The 19,280-nt window shown below is 68.4% G+C and carries 16 protein-coding genes and 1 pseudogene; 10 read left to right on the top strand and 7 right to left on the bottom strand.

Going from position 1 to position 19,280, the window contains the following annotated elements; all coding sequences use genetic code 11:
- The first annotated feature begins 138 nt into the window (after window positions 1-138).
- From ACFPQ9_RS40255 to ACFPQ9_RS40235, 5 genes are read left to right on the top strand one after another with little or no spacing between them, the layout of a single operon-like run.
- Window positions 139-2,997: a hypothetical protein gene (locus tag ACFPQ9_RS40255; RefSeq protein ID WP_380864523.1), complete on the top strand. Its 2,859-nt coding sequence runs from the start codon at window positions 139-141 to the stop codon at window positions 2,995-2,997.
- Between the two features lie 35 nt (window positions 2,998-3,032).
- Window positions 3,033-4,145 (top strand): C40 family peptidase, encoded by a 1,113-nt coding sequence (locus tag ACFPQ9_RS40250; RefSeq protein ID WP_380864522.1) that lies wholly within the window; start codon window positions 3,033-3,035, stop codon window positions 4,143-4,145.
- Complete coding sequence (locus ACFPQ9_RS40245) at window positions 4,142-4,768, top strand: hypothetical protein (protein WP_380864520.1); 627 nt, start codon at window positions 4,142-4,144, stop codon at window positions 4,766-4,768. Before ACFPQ9_RS40250 ends, ACFPQ9_RS40245 begins: the two co-directional genes overlap by 4 nt.
- Complete coding sequence (locus tag ACFPQ9_RS40240) at window positions 4,744-7,362, top strand: ATP/GTP-binding protein (RefSeq protein WP_380864518.1); 2,619 nt, start codon at window positions 4,744-4,746, stop codon at window positions 7,360-7,362. Before ACFPQ9_RS40245 ends, ACFPQ9_RS40240 begins: the two co-directional genes overlap by 25 nt.
- A gap of 53 nt (window positions 7,363-7,415) precedes the next feature.
- A complete protein-coding gene (locus ACFPQ9_RS40235) occupies window positions 7,416-8,273 on the top strand; it encodes a replication-relaxation family protein (RefSeq protein WP_380864516.1) in 858 nt (285 codons plus the stop codon).
- A gap of 82 nt (window positions 8,274-8,355) precedes the next feature.
- Here the strand turns inward: ACFPQ9_RS40235 and ACFPQ9_RS40230 are convergent, their stop codons facing one another.
- Both ACFPQ9_RS40230 and ACFPQ9_RS40225 read right to left on the bottom strand, forming a co-directional pair.
- Window positions 8,356-8,826, bottom strand: coding sequence for a DUF4262 domain-containing protein (locus ACFPQ9_RS40230; protein ID WP_380864515.1), 471 nt, complete (start codon window positions 8,824-8,826; stop codon window positions 8,356-8,358).
- Between the two features lie 201 nt (window positions 8,827-9,027).
- A complete protein-coding gene (locus tag ACFPQ9_RS40225; protein ID WP_380864513.1) occupies window positions 9,028-9,663 on the bottom strand; it encodes a VOC family protein in 636 nt (211 codons plus the stop codon).
- A gap of 343 nt (window positions 9,664-10,006) precedes the next feature.
- Between ACFPQ9_RS40225 and ACFPQ9_RS40220 the strand changes: the two are divergent.
- A pseudogene (locus ACFPQ9_RS40220) lies at window positions 10,007-11,193 on the top strand (IS110 family RNA-guided transposase).
- A 79-nt stretch (window positions 11,194-11,272) separates the two neighbouring features.
- Here ACFPQ9_RS40220 and ACFPQ9_RS40215 read toward each other — a convergent pair.
- The 5 genes from ACFPQ9_RS40215 to ACFPQ9_RS40195 all read right to left on the bottom strand — a co-directional run bounded on the left by ACFPQ9_RS40215 (window position 11,273) and on the right by ACFPQ9_RS40195 (window position 15,862).
- A complete protein-coding gene (locus ACFPQ9_RS40215) occupies window positions 11,273-11,830 on the bottom strand; it encodes a hypothetical protein (protein ID WP_380864512.1) in 558 nt (185 codons plus the stop codon).
- Window positions 11,831-12,077: 247 nt separating this feature from the next.
- A complete protein-coding gene (locus ACFPQ9_RS40210; RefSeq protein ID WP_380864510.1) occupies window positions 12,078-13,478 on the bottom strand; it encodes an NAD(P)/FAD-dependent oxidoreductase in 1,401 nt (466 codons plus the stop codon).
- A complete protein-coding gene (locus ACFPQ9_RS40205) occupies window positions 13,468-14,658 on the bottom strand; it encodes an MAB_1171c family putative transporter (RefSeq protein ID WP_380864508.1) in 1,191 nt (396 codons plus the stop codon). The genes ACFPQ9_RS40210 and ACFPQ9_RS40205 overlap by 11 nt, the downstream gene beginning before the upstream one ends.
- Window positions 14,655-15,260: a toxin gene (locus ACFPQ9_RS40200; protein WP_380864507.1), complete on the bottom strand. Its 606-nt coding sequence runs from the start codon at window positions 15,258-15,260 to the stop codon at window positions 14,655-14,657. The genes ACFPQ9_RS40205 and ACFPQ9_RS40200 overlap by 4 nt, the downstream gene beginning before the upstream one ends.
- On the bottom strand, window positions 15,257-15,862 hold the full coding sequence (locus ACFPQ9_RS40195) for a hypothetical protein (RefSeq protein WP_380864505.1): 606 nt from the start codon (window positions 15,860-15,862) through the stop codon (window positions 15,257-15,259). The genes ACFPQ9_RS40200 and ACFPQ9_RS40195 overlap by 4 nt, the downstream gene beginning before the upstream one ends.
- A 631-nt stretch (window positions 15,863-16,493) precedes the next feature.
- On the opposite strand from ACFPQ9_RS40195, the gene ACFPQ9_RS40190 reads away from it, so the two are divergent.
- The 4 genes from ACFPQ9_RS40190 to ACFPQ9_RS40175 all read left to right on the top strand — a co-directional run bounded on the left by ACFPQ9_RS40190 (window position 16,494) and on the right by ACFPQ9_RS40175 (window position 18,365).
- Complete coding sequence (locus ACFPQ9_RS40190; protein ID WP_380864503.1) at window positions 16,494-16,811, top strand: hypothetical protein; 318 nt, start codon at window positions 16,494-16,496, stop codon at window positions 16,809-16,811.
- Entirely contained in the window at window positions 16,808-17,548 is a 741-nt protein-coding gene (locus tag ACFPQ9_RS40185; RefSeq protein WP_380864501.1) for a class I SAM-dependent methyltransferase, read from the top strand. Before ACFPQ9_RS40190 ends, ACFPQ9_RS40185 begins: the two co-directional genes overlap by 4 nt.
- Complete coding sequence (locus ACFPQ9_RS40180) at window positions 17,545-17,877, top strand: hypothetical protein (protein WP_380864500.1); 333 nt, start codon at window positions 17,545-17,547, stop codon at window positions 17,875-17,877. Before ACFPQ9_RS40185 ends, ACFPQ9_RS40180 begins: the two co-directional genes overlap by 4 nt.
- A gap of 176 nt (window positions 17,878-18,053) precedes the next feature.
- Window positions 18,054-18,365: a hypothetical protein gene (locus tag ACFPQ9_RS40175; protein ID WP_380864499.1), complete on the top strand. Its 312-nt coding sequence runs from the start codon at window positions 18,054-18,056 to the stop codon at window positions 18,363-18,365.
- The last annotated feature ends 915 nt before the right edge of the window (window positions 18,366-19,280 follow it).

The following is a 19,280-nucleotide window of genomic DNA, read 5'->3' as shown; positions in this document are numbered from 1 at the left end:
GCGGCAATGCACCGAGTGCCCCCACCGAGAAGCCGGCTGATGCTGGTTCCGCATGGCGGTTGGTCCCGGCCGGTGCTGGTATGGCCGCACTCGTGGTGTGGCGGTGGCGGAACTCCGCTGGGCGAAGGCGGCGCTGACATGTTCCGCCCAGACCGCGCGATACTGCGCTCGGCCGCCACCGTCGTGCTGCTCGCCGGTGTGTTCGTCCTGGTGAACAGCCAAGTGGTATACGCGGCCGGCAGCAACAGCGAGACCGGAGACCTGCTCGCCCCTCTCAACATTTACTCCTCCGAAGGCGTGCCGATCAACGGATACGAGCTGAACGCCGAGGGCGGCTCCATCTTCAGCTTCGAGACACAGTCCCTCGCCTTCGCCCTCTCCGGCATTTTCGCCCTCATCCGGCTCTTGGTCGGACTGGCTGGCTGGGCGATCGAGATGGCGTTCAGGTTCCCGCTGCTGAAGATCCTCCTCGCTCCGGCGCAGAAGGTGTCCGACGCCTACAACACCGTTGTCGTCGACGCCCTGGGGCTCAAAGGACTGCTGCTGGCTTGGGCGTTCGTCTTCACCGGCTTCATGATCGTGCGCGGCCGGGTCGGCCGCGGTCTGGGCGAGATGGTTCTGACCCTGCTGATCGCGGCGTTCGCTGCGTCCGCGTTCGTCCGCCCCGACTACCTGCTCACCCAGGACGGCCCGCTGGGGCAGACCCAGCAAGTGGCCGCCGAGGTCGCCCAGGAGAGCGTCAACTCCTACAACTGGGGAGGCAAGCTCGCCAGCCGCGGCCCCTGCGACGGCATGGCCGGCAACGCCGAGATCAAGTGCCTTGAGCACGAGGCCGAACGGCCGGTCTCCTCCACGGATGTCGCCCGCCCGCTGCAGGACTCGATCACCAACGCCTTGATCGTCAAGCCCTACATGCTGCTGCAGTACGGGCGCATCCTCGACCCGGCGAAAAAGTCCGACAGCAAGGCCTACGCCGTCCACCTGAAATGGCTGATCGGCGGCTACAAAGCCGACAGCGAACCGTCCGAGGACGCCGAAGAGGCGTGCAGCAAGGTCGCGGGCCCGGCCAAGGAGTACTGCATAGCCCACAACGACCCCGACAGCCGCGGTGACGACGGCCCCGACAGCGGCGACCTGCCATCCCTGACCCCCGGCGGGGAACTGCTGGACGCCGCCCGGCCGGTGATCACCGAGGAGGACCAGGAGTTCGCGGCGTTCCTCGCCGACATGACGAAGGCCGGCGACGTCGGCAAGGCCTGCGCCGCATACGCGGAAAAGCCCACCTGGTGGCGAGTCGGAGGCGCCCTCCTGCTGCTGATCGCCACGCTGTTCATCTGCGGCATGCTCCTGTCGTCCACCATCGTGCTGCTCGGCACCCAAGGAATCTGCGCCGCGGCCGCAGCCGTCGGCGGCGTGACGTTCATCGCCGGCATGCTGCCCGGGCCCGCCCGCCAGTCAGTGTGGAAATGGCTGTCCCTGTGGGGAATCTCGATGGCGGGCATGGTCGGCATCTGCGCGTTCGTGCCAGCCTTCGGGATCGCCGTCGACGCCACCCTCACCAACGGCCCTGACTTGATGGTCGAGCGGATCCTGCTGATCGACGTCCTCGCCATCGCCGGCGCGGCCGGCCACCGACGGATGCTGACCGGCATCTCCTCGTTCGGCCGGCGCATGGCCATGCGGATGCGCTACGCCAAGGTCGGCGGCACCCACCTGCCCGGCGACACCTCCGAGCTCGGCGCCGCCCTCGCCATGAACTCCCCCACCGTACTCGGCGGTTACGGCGGCAGCGGATTGCGCGCCCTCACCGGCGGCGGAGGCGGCCGGTACGGGATCCTCGGCACCCGCCAACGCCTCATGGGCGCCCTCGCCTCACTGGCCGACGGCGCGGGCATGCCGGTCGACACCGGCCGTGTGCTGGCCGATGCCACCGCCGAAGCCGGACGCGGCCTGGCCCCGCTCACCGCGGCCGCCGCCGTCGGTGGGCTCGGCCTGCGGCTCGGCGCCAAGAGCGCGCACTGGCTGCTGATCGGCCGCCGCCTGGACAAGGAGCACCTGGCCCGGTGGCGCAAGGCCCTCGCCGACGGCGACCCGAACGCGGACGGCCCGGGGGGCGATGGCCACGGACCGGGCGGCGGGGGTCCGCGCCGGCCCCAAGGCCCGCCGGACCGCTACCGCGACGAGGACGGCGAGATCGTCGACCGCACCACCGGACAGGTCCTGCACGACCAGCACTCCGACCGCACGCTGCTGTCAACGCGCGCGCACAACCGGCTGGTCCGCTACCGCGGCTACCGCCTCCTGCACCGCGGAGGCCGAGCCGCGTACGGGACCACGATGGGGCTACCCGCAAACGCCGGCCGGGCGCGGGCCACAGGCTCCCGCTACCTGCAGGACGCCCGCCAGCAGGTGCGGGTCTGGGGCAACACCCTGCGCGAAGACAGCCGGGCCTGGACCGCAACCGGACGCCGGATGTCCCGTGCCGTGCGTGACGGCACGAACGCCAGCGGCGGGACCGGACCGGTCACCGGTCGGCGGCTGTCCACCCGAGCACCGGCGGTCCCAGGCCCGACCGGATCCTCCACCATCCCGGGCGGGGCAAGGCCGGAATCAGCATCGCCAAGTGCTTCAGCTTCTGGAGTGTCGATTTCAGGGAGCACCCGGCCGCCATCGCCGACACGACTCGCCGGTGGTGCGTCCCGGCCTCCGGACGCACCGGCATCCGACAGGGCCGGGACGGTCCTTCCCGGGGGCGGCCGGGTGAGCAGCAGCGCCCGCGACGAGGCGCGCGCCATGTTCCAGAGGCTGACGCGCGAGGCTCCACCCGAGGCCGGGCCGCACCATCGAGCTCCGGAGCGAGACCGGACCGAACAGCCAGGCCGCCAGCAGGACGACCCGGACGCCCACCTCTACGACCAGCCGTACTTCCGGAACTGGTGGCGGCAACTCGGCGAGGACCTGGGCGAGCTGCCGGACGAAGATGGTGAGGGCAGGTGAGGCCGCGCCGACGGCGCCTGGCGCGGTGGGGATGTGTGATCGTGCTGCTGCTGTTCGCCGCCGCGTTCTGCGCCGCACCGGTAGGAAACGCGATCAGCGCGTACGTCGCGTTGAAGAAAGGCGTACAGCATGACGGCGGGGTCGCCGAGGGCGGCAGCGCCGCGGACATCCCGCCGCGGATGCTGGCCGCGTACAAGAAGGCCGTCCAGCAGGCCGGCAGGCATGCCGCGAAGTGCCGGGGCATGCGCTGGCCGATCCTCGCCGGCATTGCCAAGGTCGAGTCCAACCACGCCGTCGGACGCAACATCAGCCCGAGCGGTGACATTCGCCCGAAGATCTACGGAGTGTTGCTCAACGGGTCCGGCGCGGGCGGGAACACCACGGCCTTCCCGGACACCGACAACGGCCGCTGGGACGGCACCGCACAAGGTGAGCGCGCCGTCGGGCCCTTTCAGTTCCTGCCCTCCACCTGGGACGGCGTCGGCAAGGACGCCAGTGGTGACAAGCAGGCCGACCCGCACAACGCCGATGATGCCGCGCTCGGCGCCGCGCTCTATGTGTGCGGCGACGGCCGCGATCTCGCGAAGCGGGCTCAGCTGAGGGCAGCGATCTTCCAGTACAACCGCTCGGACGCGTACGTGTCGAACGTGCTGGGGTGGATCGACCAGTACACAGCGGCCGCCAAGGACCCCGGCCTCAAGGACGTGTCCGGCAGGGTCCGCACCGTCCTCGAGGCGGCACTGGCACAACGGGGAGTGCCGTACTCGTGGGGAGGCGGCAACGCCCAGGGCGCGTCGTACGGAATCTGCTGCTCCCCCGGCGGGAAAAGCGGCGCGACCATCAAGGGCTTCGACTGCTCGGGCCTGACCCTGTACGCGTACGCCAAAGCCGGCATCCGCCTGCCCCGCGTGGCCGCCGCCCAGGCCGGTACAGGGCAGCGCATCCCCGCAAGCCTCGGCACCCGGGCACTGAAGCCCGGTGACCTCGTCTTCTACGCCACCGCGCCCGGCCGGGATGCCACGATCTACCACGTCGGGATCTACGTGGGCAGCGGACAGATGGTCAACGCACCCCGCCCGGGCACCGTCGTGCGCTTGGACGCTGTCAACGCCATGTCCGGCTATGCGGGAGGGGCACGGCTGCTGTGACCACCCTGCCTCGCTCCCCGCGCCTGCTGCTGCTCAGCACCGTCGTGCTCGCCGTCGCAGGCATCGCGCTGCTGAGCATTCCCCATGGCCAGGAACGGTCGACGCCGTCATCGACCGCGTATACCACCGCGGGTCCGCCCTCATCGACGGCCAGCGCGCTTGCCTCCGGCACCGCTCCCCCTCCGGCACCGGCCGCATCGCCCCGGCCTGCCGTCGAGTCCGCTCTGCCGCCGCACGGCGACAGCGCGGCCGGGGACCAGGCTGTCCAGTGGAACCTCGAGGCGGCCTGGCCCGCCGACCTTCAGGCCACCGACGAGCAGGAGCTGCTCACCGCCGGGCGCGCCCTGCTGCGCGCGGACGCCACCGGGATCGGCCGGGCGAAGTGGCCAGGCATCTTCCCCAGCCAAAACCAGGCGATCGCACCGGCGTTCGCGACCACTCGCTTCCGCATCCAGGCGGCCGTCGCCCGCCAGGACGGCAGCCCGGACAAGGCGGTGGTCCATCTGGTGTGGGCGGGCCAGGACCGCGGCGGCACCTACACCGACCTGCGCGTCACTGACTGGCACTTCATCCGCAGCACCAAGACAGGAGCAACTACGTGGACCCCGCAGCCCCGTACCTGACCGCTCAAGCCTCGGCATCGATACCGGATCAGGTGTTCGGACTCGTCTTAGGCGTCATTGCCGCCGTCGGTTGGGTGATCACTCATTGGTGGGTGGTGGCCTTGGCCGCCGTCACCCTCTGGGCGGCGGGCGAGGCGGTGGCCCGCAATCTGGCCCGCAAGGCCTCGGCCGAGCGGATGGCGCTGGAGCTCGTCCCGTCGCGGCACTTCGATCCCGGACTGGAGGAGATCTTCCGTCGTGGGGTTCAGCTCGCGCGGGCGTCGACGAGCATGCCGTGGTGGACGCCGCGCCGGGCGAAGACAGTTCAGATCAGGCTGCGCGCCGACGGCAGCACGCCGCTGCGCTACCGCATCGAGGGCCCGGCCGGCGGCGAACGCCTGCTGTCGATCACGCCGTTCGGCCCGGACGTCACCGTGAACCGGGGCAACCCTCTCGCCGACAAGCGGCGTGAGCATGTCGTGCGGGCCGAGTTCCTGCTGCGCGGCAAGCCGACCGCACCCCTGCGGGACGTGCCACTGGACCCGGACCCGTTGCAGCCGCTGATCGACGCAGTCTCCGACCTGCGTGCCGAACTAGGTGACCTGGCAGAGGTACGGCTCGACATCCAGCGCGCCCCCAAGTGGTCCCTGCGGGCACGCCGCATGCAGCTGATGAGCGACGCGCGGCGCCGGGAGCGGCGAGAGGCCCAGCGCGCCGCGCGGTGGGTGCGGCAGGACGCCACCGGCATCGAGGACTCGCTGATCTCGCACGTACAGCAGTTGGTCTCGGGCAAGCAGGGCGTGGGCGGGCGTCGGCTGGTCATGCCGCCAGTCCCGCGGCGGGTGGACCCGGCCGAGGGGCTGGGCAAGCTGGCCGAGGATGACCATCTGGTGCGGGTGCAGCTGCTGGTGATGTGCGCCTCCAACTTCGAGGGCCGCGCGGAGGCCCGGCTCGCTCAGGTCCAGGCGGCGCTGGATGTGTTCGGCGGCGGCTCGCGGTGGGTGATGCGGGGCTGGATGCTGGGGCCGTGGCGGTTCGGGGCGGACCGGTGGCCCAGCCGCCGCGGCTTCGAACGCCGGTGGGAGCTCGGGCACTGCCAGCCGCCCAAGGCGAACTGGGTCCGCCTGGACGAGCTGGTCGGCCTGCTCAAGCCACCCACCGTGCACTGCCGTCTGCCCCTGCTCTCCTCCGACCTGCCGACGTTCCAGCACGGGGATCGCTCACTGCTGTTGCAAGGGATCTACCGGGGTGCGGATGGGCGCCGGCGCCTGGTCGCCACCTACGCCGCCGAGACACTGTTCGAGGTCGGGGTGGGCAAGGCAGGCGGCGGCAAGACCGAACGCGCACTGACGCAGGCGATCGGCTGGGCGCACGCCGGCGGGGGGCTGATGTTCGTCGACCCGCACCGCGACTCGTGGCCGCGTGCTCTGCCGTTCCTCGCCCACGACCACCTGATGCAGCGGATCGCGCTGATCGACCTCGCCGCGGGCGGACCCGATCCGCAGGTCAGTTCCTGGAATCCGATCGGCATGCACCAGGGCCAGATCGCGCACGAGGTCGTCGAGGCGACCGCCGATGCCTACGCGTCTGTGCTCGGCTGGGACGACGCAACCGCCCCGCGGGCGCTTACCATCCTGACCGCCGCCCTGGCGGTGCTGGTGGCGGTGAACGAAGCAGCCTGCCAGGCCGGACGGCCCAAGGACCAGGCCACGATCTTTCATGTCCGGGCCCTGCTCGCCGATCCGGTCTTCCGCGGCTCGGCGCTCACCGCCATCGAGGGGCGCCTGGACGAGGAGACCCGCTCATGGTGGAAGACGGTGTTCCCGACCCTGCCCACCGACGCGTTCGCCGTCGTCCTCAACCCGCTCGCCCGGCTGGCGGCCAACCCGGTGACCCGGGCGTTCCTCGGGCAGGGGGCCGGCGCCTACAACATCCGGGCCTCGATGGACTCGCGGATGATCGTGTGGGTGTGCCCGGGCGGGAACGGGCCCACCGACAGGCTGGTCACCGCGCTGCTGGCCCGGGACCTGCTGCGGGCCGTCCGTTCAAGGAGAGACACGCCAGAGGCCCAACGGGTCCCATTCCGGGCGTACTTCGACGAACTGATCAGCCTCACCGGCGCCGCTCCCGAAACGATCGCCTCCATGTTCGAGGACTTCCGCAAGTACAAGGTCCACGTCCACGGCATGACCCAACTACTCTCACGCCTTCCTGGACCAGTACGGCAGTCACTGGTGCAGAACGCCTCCACCCTGGCATCGACCGCAGGCTCACAGTCGGCCATCGCCCCGATCACCGCCGAGTGGGGAGACCGGCCCGGCCCGGACGTCGTCGCCGCCCTGGACCGGTTCGAGCACTACATGTCCCTGACCGTCGAGGGCCGCCGCATCGGGCCCGTCCGGATCACCGGCCCCCACCTGGACGACGTCTTCGCCGACCACGCCCGCCCGAACAAGGCCAGGGCGCTGGAGCACGCCGCGCAATCCACGACCGCCGCAGCACCGATTTCCCAGCTCACGGACCGGGCTGACAACCAGCTCGCCCGCGTCAGCGGCTTCCTCGCCGAGCACGTCTCCACCGCCGTGCCCGTCCGTCTGAAGAAGGCATACAAGTGACCCCTACTTCCAGGGCTGCGGCGTCCAGCCGGACGCCGAGTCCCGTCGAGCCATTGCCGCATCAGCTCCTGGCCGTACTCGGCCAGCACCGGATGGCGACCACCCATCAGCTCCACGAACTCCTGCGGCCCGGCGCCGCGCGCCAGACCATCTCGGCGCCACTCAACAAACTGCGCCACGACGGCCTGGTGGACTACACCGTGCTGCCTGCGTCCAAGCGGACGCGCGCCTGGTACCTGACGAGCGACGGGGCGCGTCTGACCCGCGACTTCCCCGCACTTCGAGGACGGCCGCCATACCCGATCTCCTCAGCCACGGCCGCCTCGCTGAAGACACCGCACACCCTGACCTCGGTCCGCACCCACCTCGCGTTCGTCGCCGACGCCCGCCGACGCGGCGACGAGCACGGTCACCTGGACTGGACTCCGGAGGTCTCCCACCCGCTCAGCGACGGCGAGCGGCTCATCACGGACGCCGTGATGCACTACACCCTCGTCGAGGCCAGTGAGCGGACAAAACTGCGCGCCTTCGTCGAAGTCGACCGGACCACCATGAGCAGCGAACGCCTCGCCTCCAAGCTGATCGAATACTCGCGCCTCTGGTCGTACGAGCCGCAGCCCGTCGGCCGGCCGCGCTCACGCCAGCCCGCCACATCCGGAGCCGTGTGGCTGCGCTGGTATCCCGTATTTCCCCGGGTGCTGATCGTGCTGACCGGGGCCACCCGGTACGTCCTGGACAACCGGATCGGCGACCTACAGGCCATGGTGGCGGAACACCCTCTCGTAGGCAGCCTCGCCCGGCAGGTGCCATTGGGCGCGGCCGTCCTGGAGGACCTGGAAGCCTGGGGACCGACAAGTGACGTCTGGGTCCCACTTGGCGGCGGCGATTCGAGGGCGTGGACCGAGCTGTGACGCGGCGGCATCGGGCAGATCCTGCTCTAGCTTGATCGTTACTCTTCGCCCGGGTCGTTCGGAGGTGTCGGCAGGTTCGAGGTCAGAGTTCAGTCGTCCAGATCCCCACAGGGTGCTCACTCGGTGGCAGCCACAGCTGAGGCTGTGACTCCCGATGCCTCTCCTGCGCCTGTTCTTCCCAGTGAAAGTGGTCATCCGCGTCGGCCCACGCAACTTGCAGCACCGGAAAAGGAGGCCGGCGGTAGAACCCGATGGCCCGTCCGAAGAAGGTCCGGTACCAGCGGAGATCCACTTGTCTGAGCGCGACTTGGCGGCCGTCGGAACCGTCGGGATGTCTCTGGCCGTCAGCCAGTTCAGCGCCTGCGGCGGACTTCGTTCCGAGCGTGTTGAGCATGCGGTGTATGGCATGGACATCGAGTCCGAACATGGCGAGTTCAGGTGCGGCGTGGGTGTGCGAGAGGCCGATCGTGTAGGCGAATCCAGGACCGATCTCGTCCTCGGGAACCATCACGACATGCCATCCGTGCTGCTGCACATTTTCGATGATGGTCATATCGACACGGTCCGCTTCGTCTCGGTCACCGTAGTCATGGCAAAGGACGCAACGGCACTGAAAGGGATCACCAGTCATGCGCGGAGGCTACGAGGTGAGCGCTTGAGCCGGGCAGCCGGGTGCCGGGACACCCCCTGGATCGAACGGCCAGGCGTTGCCGAGACCTCGGTGGCGTGCCTTCAAATGTAGAGGGGCCGACCGTCAAGGCCGAGTGGTGTGCTCCTTCGGATGCCAGTCGGCCTCGGACCAGCCGTATTCCTCAAATTCGTCGGGAACCTGCCCACAGGGGGCGTAGACACTGATGAACAGAGTCGTGGTCAAGTCGTTCCAGTAAACGTCGATCTGGTCGTTGCCTTCTGGATCTTCGAATCGAAAACCCAGCTCGCGGAAGGTCGCCCCTGCACGGTCGCCTTCGTGGATAAGTTTCCAACCCTGCTTCATCAACCGCTCACGCACGCGCCGCTGCGCGTCTCGTGCAGTGGCTTCGGGGACGTCGGGCACGCTCCAATCGAGCCCGAAGCTACGGACGTCGCTTCGTGCCTCATCGATGTGGGCGATGCTCCTCAGCCCTCGGTAGTAGCAGGCGCCGGTACTGATCCTGCCCGAATCCGCCGCGTACTTCTCGGGCAGGGCGAAGTCGTCGTACACCCGGTCTGATCGGTCCTTGATTCGCTGCGCGACTGCGTCGGGGTCTGCCGCTGGATAGGGCGCGCCGTTCCACACGGAGCTGCCCTCCACCGCGGCAGCGACTGACAACGCAATCAGTACGAGCCCTGTGATGGCATACCGGACGGCCGGCCCGGAGGCCCTGACTGTACGTACAGGGGTCTTCAACATGCATGTGACGGTAAGCGTCGGCATGGTGCGACGCATGAGTAGCAGTACCCAAGTGACGTCGTGGGCACCTACGAAGTCGGGTGCTGCAGCACGCAGAGAGCATCTGGTAGATGGCCTTACGTTCCAGGGACGGGATGAGCCGAGCCCTTCGTATGGTTGGGCCGCCCAGGGGTGCCGGGTGTGGCTTTTAGTTGGCTGCCGATCGTGGCTGCAGTGGCTTGGCCGCCCGGTGCCCCACGACGACCCGGCCGCCAGATTGGGAAGTGCGAGCAAGATCGCTGTGTAAGGCCATGCCGGCGAGGTCGTCCGTGGCACCAACCGCCCGCACGACATCTGGAGCGCCATGAACCGGATCTGGGCCGGCATCGACAGCGGCAAGACCCACCACCACTGTGTGGCACTCAGCGAGAGCGGCGAAAAGCTGCTGTCCCGCCGCGTCGCCAATGATGAGCCGGATCTCATCAAGCTCGTTGACGCCGTACTCGCCTTCGGCGATCAGGTGACCTGGGCCGTGGACATGGCCGGCGGTGAGTCCGCCCTGTTACTCGCCTTGCTGGTTAACCACGGCCAGGAAGTCCTCTACATTCCCGGCCGTGTGGTCAACCGGGCCAGTGACGGCTACCGCGGTGAGGGCAAGACCGACGCCCGCGACGCGCTGGTCATCGCCGATCAGGCTCGCCTCCGCCGCGACCTGCACTCGATGCGGCCCAGCGACGAAGCCATCATCGAGCTCCGGCTCCTGACGAACCGCCGCGCCGACCTCGTCCGCGACCGCACCCGGGCCATCAACCGGCTGCGCTCTGCTCTGACCGGCATGTTTCCGGCTCTGGAAAGGGCGCTTGTCCTGACCAGCGACGGGCCGCTCGTCCTGCTGGTCGGCTACCAGACCCCGGCAGCACTTCGGCGTCTCGGAGTCGCGCGGCTCACCCGTTGGTTGCGTACTCGCGGCGTGCGCAGTCCGGACGGGCTGGCGAAGAAGGTCGTGGAGGCGGCCGAGCGACAACACACCGCCGTTCCTGGCGAGGCTGTGATCGCCCAGCTCGTTCGGACACTCGCCCAGGAGGTCCAGGCTCTGAACGAGAAGGTCGCCGAGATCGATCAGCTCATCCATGCCAGGTTCCGGGCCCACGAGCTGGCCGAAGTCCTGGCCAGCATGCCCGGCATCGGGCCACTACTGGGTGCCGAATTCCTCGCCGCGATCGGCAGCGACCTCGCGGACTTCGTGAGCCCGGACGCGCTCGCGGCCTTCGCCGGCCTGGCTCCGGCGCCGCACGATTCCGGGAAACGGAGCGGCAGCCTGCACCGACCCCGTCACTATCACCGCGGTCTCCAGCGCGTCTTCTACATGTCCGCCTGATGAGCGTCCGCTACGACCCCAACTCCCGCACGTTTTACGACCGCAAGCGCGCTGAAGGCAAACGCCATACCCAGGCCGTGATCGCCCTCGCCCGCCGCCGAATCAACGTTCTGTGGGCCCTGATCCGGGACCGGCGCCTCTACCAAGTCGCCCCACCTCAGCCGACTGGCTAACCCGGCATCCGGGTTGCGCCGAGCCCGCATTCACTCAGCGAGATGATCCGGGCCAATACGGTGAACCGAGGAACTGCACTCACTCGTGTGACGGCTCTGTCACTCCCAGATCCGCACGCATCGCCGCGCGCACCCTGGACAGGTCTCGCCAGCCCTGCTTGATCGTGTCCCGCACGCTCTCGATGTCGTCGCCCTCGCGTGCCGTGTCGTGGGTGAGGCGGGCCAGGATGCCGTAGACAGAGCCTAGGCCGATGTCGACCCGTCTCACCTCCGTCAGCACAACGTCCGGCACGATCATCTGAGCCTCGGCGTACTGGCGGCGGTAGTCCGCGCGGGCCGTCTCGACCGCGGCCAGCGACTCCTGCGGGGCGTACCCGATGCGCAGTACGTGAGCGTGGTCGTTGAGGGTCGCCAGGTAGTGACGGGCTGCGGCGTTGAACTCCGTGTACGCGGCTCTGCGGGTCTCCCGGCCCGACTCCACCTGCTGGGCAGCTAGTTCGGCGCGGCGAGAGCGTTCGAGGCGTTCCCACTCCTCGCGGCGGGACGCGTCTCCGCGCCGCTGGGTCAACCACGCCGAACCCAGCGTGCCGCCCACGCCTACCACCGCCGCCAACAGGCCCGCCACTGCCGAATCCATCACGCCACCCCCGTGTCAACCACCGTTTCCGCGCTGCTTCTTAGTGTCTCTGACAGGCGAACTCCATCCACAGCACCAGCGAACCGGTAGGCGTCGCGACTTCGCGTCCGCCACTCGCCGGTGAGGACATCGATCTTCCTGAGTACGGCTTGCAGCGGCGGGACCCTCGTGGCTTGACTTCTCCATTGGGAAGCTACTGCGAGGTCATTCCCCGCCTATGGCCGTGCGCTGTCGAAACTGGAAGTCATCAGGAGAGGGTCGCTTTGCGTTCAGCTTCGGTCACGGGCGGACCCTGAAGTGGGGGCTTCTTCGGGCCGAAGAGCATCGGCCGGATCATGTCCCAGGAAAACAGTCTGGTCGCAGGCTTCTCCAGGCTCATCACGTCCAGCAGAGCAGCCATGGCGCGCGGGTTGGAAGCACCGGTTTCGACGGCCCGGTCGACGAACTTCGCGAGGCAGCGCTCTACGGCGGTGGGCGGGGTGTCGGTCGCGCCGGGGTAGAACGCGTCCTGTCCGACGGCCAGGTCCCAGGCGCCGGCGACAGGGCGGGCGGCTGCGCGCTGCATCCGCTGGGCGGTACCCGAAGCGGTCAGGGGTGTACTGCGCAGGACGTCGCGGACGGCGAGAGCACATTGGGCGGCGACGGTCAGGCCGTGGCCGTAGACCGGGTTGTAGCTGGCGATCGCGTCGCCGAGGACGACGAATCCGTTGGGCCAGTGCTCGGCTTTCTCGTAGTAGCGGCGGTGGTTGGCGGTGGAGCGGGTGGTGGCGACGTCGCCGAGGGGTTCCGCGTTCTTGAGGAGTTCGCCGATGACGGGGTCGCCGAGGCCGAGTGCGAAGTCGATGAAGCGGTCGGGGTCGTTGGTGGGTTCGCCGCCGCGGGTTCCGGCCAGGGTGACGATCCACTGGCCGTTCTCGATGGGCAGGATGACACCGCCTTGGCCGGGGGCTTTGGCGGGGTTGGCCTGGACGTTGATGAGCGGGAAGGAGATGTCGGCGGTGGTGCCGGGGGCTCGGTAGAGGCGGGTGGCGTAGGCGAGGCCGGCGTCGACCCGGCGTTCGGTCGCGGGCGCCAGGCCGAGGTCTTGGAGCCACTTCGGTGTTTGGGAGCCGCGGCCGGAGGCGTCGACGACGAGGTCTGCGGTGAGGGTGCGTGTGTGGTCGCCGGTGCGGACGTGGACGCCGGTGATGCGGAAGGCGTCGCCGTCCAGGCTCTCCACTGTGGTGTTCTGCAGGACGGTGACGTGGTCCTGCGCAAGGGCATGGTCGCGCAGGACCTGGTCGAGGAGTGGACGCGAGCACAGGAGCATCGTGTGGTGGTTGCTGAGGAAGCGCCTGAACCAGACCTCGTTGGGGGCCCGGCTGACGCCGGCGCCCATGAACGGGATGAGGCGGGCGCCGCGGTCGACGGCGTCGTCGACGACTCCGGGAAGGAGCTCGTTGAAGGCCTTTACGCCGCCGCTCCACACCAGGTGTGCGTGCCGGGCCTGGGGGACACCGCGGCGGAGTTCGGGGCCGTCCGGCAGCTGGTCTCGTTCGACGATGGTGACGTCGGCGAACTCCGCGAGCGCGGCTGCGGCGAACAGGCCTGTCGCGCTCGCGCCGATGACGACGGCGGCGGGTCGGCGGGGGTGAGCGCTAGGAGGCATGGGTGTCGGTGCTTTCTGTGCTGGTCAGCCGTCGGCGGATGTCGTCGATGAGGCGGGGGCGGTGCACGGCCTGGGAGATGGCGTCGAGGTGTTCGTGGAGTTCGATGGCGAGTTCTTGTTCCTGAGCGCGGGCGGGGGTGGGGGTCCCTTCGCGGTGGGCTTGCAGGGCTGCGCGGATGGTGAGGACGCCGGCCAGGCCGAGCGTCTCGTCGTCGGAGTGGCCGCCGTCTGCTGCGGCCTGCGCGCGCTGGTAGAGACCGGTGTCGAGGTAGGGGGTGAGGATCCGCAGGGCGTCGTGGATGCGTTGGCGGCGCTGCACGAGGCGGAGTTCCAGGGGCACCCAGAGGCCGAATCGGGCGGTGGCGGCGGAGGCGGGCAGGTCGTTGACTTCCCGCCACAGAGGGCGCAGGCGGCGGTACTCGCGCTGGTCGCGGAACCATTTGTGCAGGCTGGGGCCGGCTTGGGGGACGATGAACCCGAAGGCGACGAGGATGGCTTCCAGGAGGGCGAAGGGGGGCGCCGCAATCGTGCTGAGGTCGTCCCAGTCGGTTCCGAACCAGCGGGCGCTGATCGCGAGCAGCTTGCAGATGTCGAAGATCACGCCGGATGGGAATCCGAGTTGAAGGCAGACGACGCCGGCGCGAAGCCAGGGGTTCGTGATCTCGGGGAACCAGCGCCACAGCATGGCGGTGGCGACGATGACCGAGACACCGTGGGCAAGCAGGTAGAGCAGGATGTGCTCGCGCATCCAGGGGGTGCTGGCGTAGTAGGTGTCGAGGTCGTAGATACGCGGCTCGGGTACGTCTGCCATCAGGAACGTCACCCACAGGGCCACGATGATGCCGGCGTAGATCCAGTAGATGAGGCGTATCCGACGCTGCCGACGCGGGGAGGGTTCCTCCCGCCATCTCATGATCATGGTGAGGGCGGTGGCGCAGAACGTGGTCAGGAAGCTGTAGGCGGTCGGCGATGCCATGTTGGGTACGCCGGTCCATTGGTTGAGCCGCTCGATGTTGACGGGCGTGACGACGATGAGCACCATCGTGGCGCACGTCAGCAGGACGGTGGTGGCGCGGACGTCGTGGTCGCGCCATGCCCGTATGAGGGTGGGGAACTTCAGGATGAGGGCGACGGCCAAGAGCGCCGTCGGGATGATGTAGGGGATGTGGAAGTAGTTCACAGCATGCGTCCGCCGCGGTCGAATAGCGACAGGTGCATGCGGCCCTCGACTGTGTCGGCGCTGACCGGCCCCTGTGTGTAGCCCTTCATCCACGATCGCACTGCACGGCCGAGCAGCAGGCCGAAGGTTTCCGCGTCCCGTTCGTGGTCATCGAGGGAGTCCGCCCGGGCCGCGACGGCGAGGACAGCATCGCGGGGCACTTCGTGGGAGTCGAGGATCTGCTCCACGGCCCGATCGACGGCGTCCGGGTTCTGGGCGGGGGCGAGGGAGCGGGTGGCTGCCGGCAGGCCGGCGACGTGGTGGCCGCAGTCGCCGGTCTCTTCGTGCCACAGTTCGTGGCCGAGGATCACCAACTGGGCTTCGGGGGCCGTGGCTTCCTCGACGACGATGATGGACTGCTCCCCGCAGTCCAGACGCATCCCGGAAACCAGGATGTCCGGAGGGAAGGCCCGGAACAGGAGCTGAATGGGTCTTCCGGTGCGGACGGTCATGGCGCGGCAGAACTCCTCCATGACGTGCCGGGGCTCGGCGGGCCGCTGTAACGACTTCTGCGCCTCGTTGCCCAGCATGGTCAGCAGCGACTTCATCCCCCTCGTGCTCATTGCTTGGTGTCTCCCTCCTGGGACAGCACCGACAGCAGAACTCCGGCCAGGAGCTTTCGCTGTTCCGGGTTCAGTGAGCCGTGCATGCGCAGGTCTGTCTGGACCACACCGTGCCTGGCCAGCAGGGCGTCCAGGGAGTCACCCTCGGGTTCCAGACGGCGCTGGATCGGCAGCAGCACGCGGTTGAGCGCTTCGTCGGCCCCGTCGGTGAAGAAGGGCTCTCCGGCCGTGATGCCGAAGTACCGCACGAGACGGTGGAGCAGGTCGATATTGGGCACCTTCTTGCCGTCGCAGATCTGGCGCGCCCAGTACTCGGAAATGCCCAGGCGGCGATGCAGGTCGGCCACAAGCTCCGCGGGACGTGTCCTGGTGCGGGCCATGTGTGCTTCGGCTACGGCCTTGAGGCGGGTGCAGACCCTCTCGTTGACTGTTTCCTCGGGTACCGGGCGCCCTTGGAGCAGGAGGTGAACGAACTCCTCGGGCAGGGCAGTCTCGGCCGCGAGGACTTGCGGATTGAGGACGTCCGACCGGTTCAAACCCCGCTCACGGATGAGCAGTTCCAGACGCCGAAGGGTCTCTGACAGCGGCGGGGCTGATTCCAACGATGACTCCCTGGGTCCCCAAAGGGCGGGCCTTCTGCGTGCACATGGCAGCCTACGCACTCCCCGATCAGGCCCGCAACGATCGTTGCCCGAACGGGAGCAATCGTTTCAGGACAACCCTCACCCGAAGTCAAGGGCCTTCATTCGAGGGCATTTTGGGTCATCCCACCTGATCGCAACGGTCGTTTCCTTTCTCAATTCGATCGTTGACACCATTCGTTTGCGCGTAGCAATATCGCCTGACAACGGAGACGGATCACCTTGCTACCGACCGTGATCAGTCATCGATTGCTGCGCCACACCAGCCACCGCCCCACGGAGACCAACACATGCGCGCGCCACCCCCACAACCCACCTCCCATCCCGCACAGAACTGACGAACCCTGCTGCTACCTGCGAGAACGCCTCCAGTCCCTCCCGGACTGCCATCGCTCCCCCTGCGAAAGGCCAGCCGGGAGACCGGGCGGGAGCCGGCCCCGTATCCCACCGTCCGTGGCCGGCCCCGCCCACCCTTTACCGACCGCAGGTATGCCACTGCACGCACGCATCCGTCGCAACCGCGCATTTCCAATCCGAGCGCCCGCTTTCCGGCTCCCCGCTCACCCACCCCCCTCCGAGGAGATGAGCGCCCATGAGCACGCTGCCGACGAATATGCCGTCGCTGTCGCACGACCTCGCGCCTCACACTTCGGCCACCTCGGCATCCGAAGCGTCCATCGCCAGCGCGCCCTGCCCCCAGCCGGCCAACGGACCCGGAGCACACCTGCCCGTGCGCGCTCCGCAGGCCGCGCTCAACGCACTGGTGCCCCAATCCGAAAACGCCTCCACCATCAGCCTGTTCGAACCCCGGAGGGCGCTGAAGGGCAGGACGTCGGGCAAGGGGGCGGGCGGACTGCACCAGTTGCACCGCCTTGGCGGCTCCAGGACATCGCGGGAGCGCACACCGTGATCAGCACCGGCAAGGAGACCGCCCGCCTGTCGGCGGCAGACTGGAACCGGTGGGCCGCGACCGTTCACCCGGACGACCTCAGCGCGATGGAAGCCGACCACTTCCAGCAGATGGCCTCCCCAATGCCAGGCATGACCGCAGTCGACCTTGCTTGCGGAACTGGGCTGTGGACGAGGCAACTTGCAGCTTGGGGCATGACGGTCACGGGCTACGACTTCTCCGACGAGGCCCTCCGCCGAGCAAAAGCCGCGGGATCGGGCGCCCGTCTGTCCTACAGGCTGTGGGACATCGTGGCCGACCCCATCCCACCCACCCTGGTCCCCGGACAGCTCGATGTCGTGACGTGCCGGTACGGTCTGCCGTACCTGGAACCTGGGCGCCTACTGACGGACGTCGGGCGGTGGCTCAAGCCGAGCGGCGTCTTCTACGCGGTAGTGCACGTAGAAGCGGACGCCGAGCCCGGTGCCATCCAGTGTCGTGCACCCGGCAACCAGCCCTCGGCCGCAACGCCCTTTGCCCCAGGGCTCCAGGAGGAGCACCTCAGTGAAGTCGGGGCTGGTTGGGCGAAGCGTGAGGTGCATCAGCTCGGCCCCTGCCGACGAGCAATCGTGCTGCACGGATACGGGCTGGCTCCCTGGGAGTGGAGCCGGGTGATGGACGAATCCCTTGCTCCGGCCGTTGGCCTGACTGCGGCTCATACCGGTCACCACCGGATTGCAGAGGGAGACGCTTCGTGATCGGCCAACCGGGAAGGGATGCCTGGTCGTTCGTCTGCCCGGTGCAGCCGCACCGCGGCCTGTGCGTGCTGGCTGACGTAGTGGCGCTGCCCTCCACCGAATCCTTCGAGGCGATCGGCTCTGCGGTCGTTTTGCACGGCACCTTCACCGACGAGACATGCGCGGCCGTCCGTGCCTGTCACCCCGGCCGCCTGGTGACGCTCGACGTGGATGTCCTGGTGGTGTGGCCGAGCGACCAGGACGGCTGCCGCAGGCCGAGTGCAGAGCGCCGCGGAGCGGCAGGACACCTCGACGTCCCTCCGGGGCCACCCAGGGTGAGGCTCTGCTGAATCCACATGCCCTTGCCCGCATTGCCGATGCCGCCACATCTGCCCAGGAGATCTCGACTGTGGAAACCGTCCCCGAGGGATATGCCTCGCCGATGGCCTGGCCGGACGGGATTGGCCGCCCTGCGCCAGCCGGCGCCGTCCGGTTAGGGACCCGCAACAACGGAGGAGTACGACCGATGACGACGTCCCTGACGGCTGGCGACTTCACTGACGCAGACGTGGACAAGCTTCATCTTCTAGTGACGGAACTGCTGGGGCACTGCCGCGATCTGGCCGCTGAGCACGCCCCCGGTGGAGTGTGGCCGGCCCGTGATGGAGATGTCATCGACGAGATCGAGCGCGCGAAACAGGTAATCGAGACGCTGGCGCGGTCGCTGAACGGGACACGCTCTGCACTCCGCCGGATTGACACTCGGGCACGTCAACGGCATACCGTCCGCCGTGCCATCGCCGAGCGCGGCCTACCGGCTCTCGCGTCCGTGGACTAGGCGGCGTCCCTTGACCGCTCCCGGCGCAACGCAGGCTTTTTGTGCGGCGCTGTTCGGGAGCACGTGAGCGGAGGCCAGTAACCAGGGCTGGCCTCCGCTCTCCATCCTTGCACCTTCCCGCCCAGTGCCTGCCTCGCAACGGGCACCGCCGGAACCCTTGAGATTTGCTTACGTGAACGTATAGTTCACTTCGTACTATGCAGCGCACGCCGGGAATTGCCGGGTTGAGCATGGCCATTGGGGGACCTGAATGTATCGCATCGAGGGCACGATTTGCCGTCAGGAAACAACGGTGCTGCTCTGCAGCCTATCTCGGCTGCACGCCGACCCGAGGGCTGAGAACACCCCGAGCTTCACGGGCGCTGGGGCTTCGACGACGTTCGGTCAGAGCGGGGTAGTCGGCCGGTTTCCGGGGCTGCCACGCCACCTCCAGCGGCGGAGAGTCACCCGTAAAGTCCGCGTATCAGTTGACTCGCACCTTCCGGAAAACAGGACGGTTGGCCTTGTTTGCAGTTGATGCGACGAGCGGGCGCGACGATAAATCGACTTCATACTTCGAAAGTGACCGGATACGTCCCGAGTTGTGCGAATCAACTCGCGAACAAGGATGGGAAGTCGGATGGCCTATGCGTAGTGTCGCCATCACACGAGCACATATCCGCAGCTCCGTTGGGCTGTCGCCCTCGCGACCAGAGGCTGCGGCAGCGGTCAGTAGCACGTCGTACGGGGAGACCACGTGACACGAGCACTAAGACTCACTGCTGTTCGCATCCGGAAGCACGCAACCGCCGTGCTCCTCGCGGGAGGTCTGGTGGTGCTGGCCGGCTGCAGCGACAGCGACCCAGGGGCGTCGCCGTCCGACCCCAGCCAGAATCGTACAGCGACCCCGTCCGCGTCCCGCAGCTCCACGGCTGA

This window comes from Streptomyces coerulescens (assembly GCF_042657965.1).
In the GTDB taxonomy this organism is placed as follows: domain Bacteria; phylum Actinomycetota; class Actinomycetes; order Streptomycetales; family Streptomycetaceae; genus Streptomyces; species Streptomyces coerulescens.
This window is presented reverse-complemented; position numbering and strand designations above follow the sequence as displayed.

Bases quoted from the DNA above. Each gene is read 5' to 3' on its own strand.
- ACFPQ9_RS40255 (WP_380864523.1), top strand. From the start codon at position 139: ATGTTCCGCCCAGACCGCGCGATACTGCGCTCGGCCGCCACCGTCGTG.
- ACFPQ9_RS40225 (WP_380864513.1), bottom strand. From the start codon at position 9,663: ATGTTGAAGACCCCTGTACGTACAGTCAGGGCCTCCGGGCCGGCCGTC.
- ACFPQ9_RS40215 (WP_380864512.1), bottom strand. From the start codon at position 11,830: ATGGATTCGGCAGTGGCGGGCCTGTTGGCGGCGGTGGTAGGCGTGGGC.
- ACFPQ9_RS40200 (WP_380864507.1), bottom strand. From the start codon at position 15,260: ATGAGCACGAGGGGGATGAAGTCGCTGCTGACCATGCTGGGCAACGAG.
- ACFPQ9_RS40210 (WP_380864510.1), bottom strand. From the start codon at position 13,478: ATGCCTCCTAGCGCTCACCCCCGCCGACCCGCCGCCGTCGTCATCGGC.
- ACFPQ9_RS40175 (WP_380864499.1), top strand. From the start codon at position 18,054: ATGACGACGTCCCTGACGGCTGGCGACTTCACTGACGCAGACGTGGAC.
- ACFPQ9_RS40230 (WP_380864515.1), bottom strand. From the start codon at position 8,826: ATGACCATCATCGAAAATGTGCAGCAGCACGGATGGCATGTCGTGATG.
- ACFPQ9_RS40190 (WP_380864503.1), top strand. From the start codon at position 16,494: ATGAGCACGCTGCCGACGAATATGCCGTCGCTGTCGCACGACCTCGCG.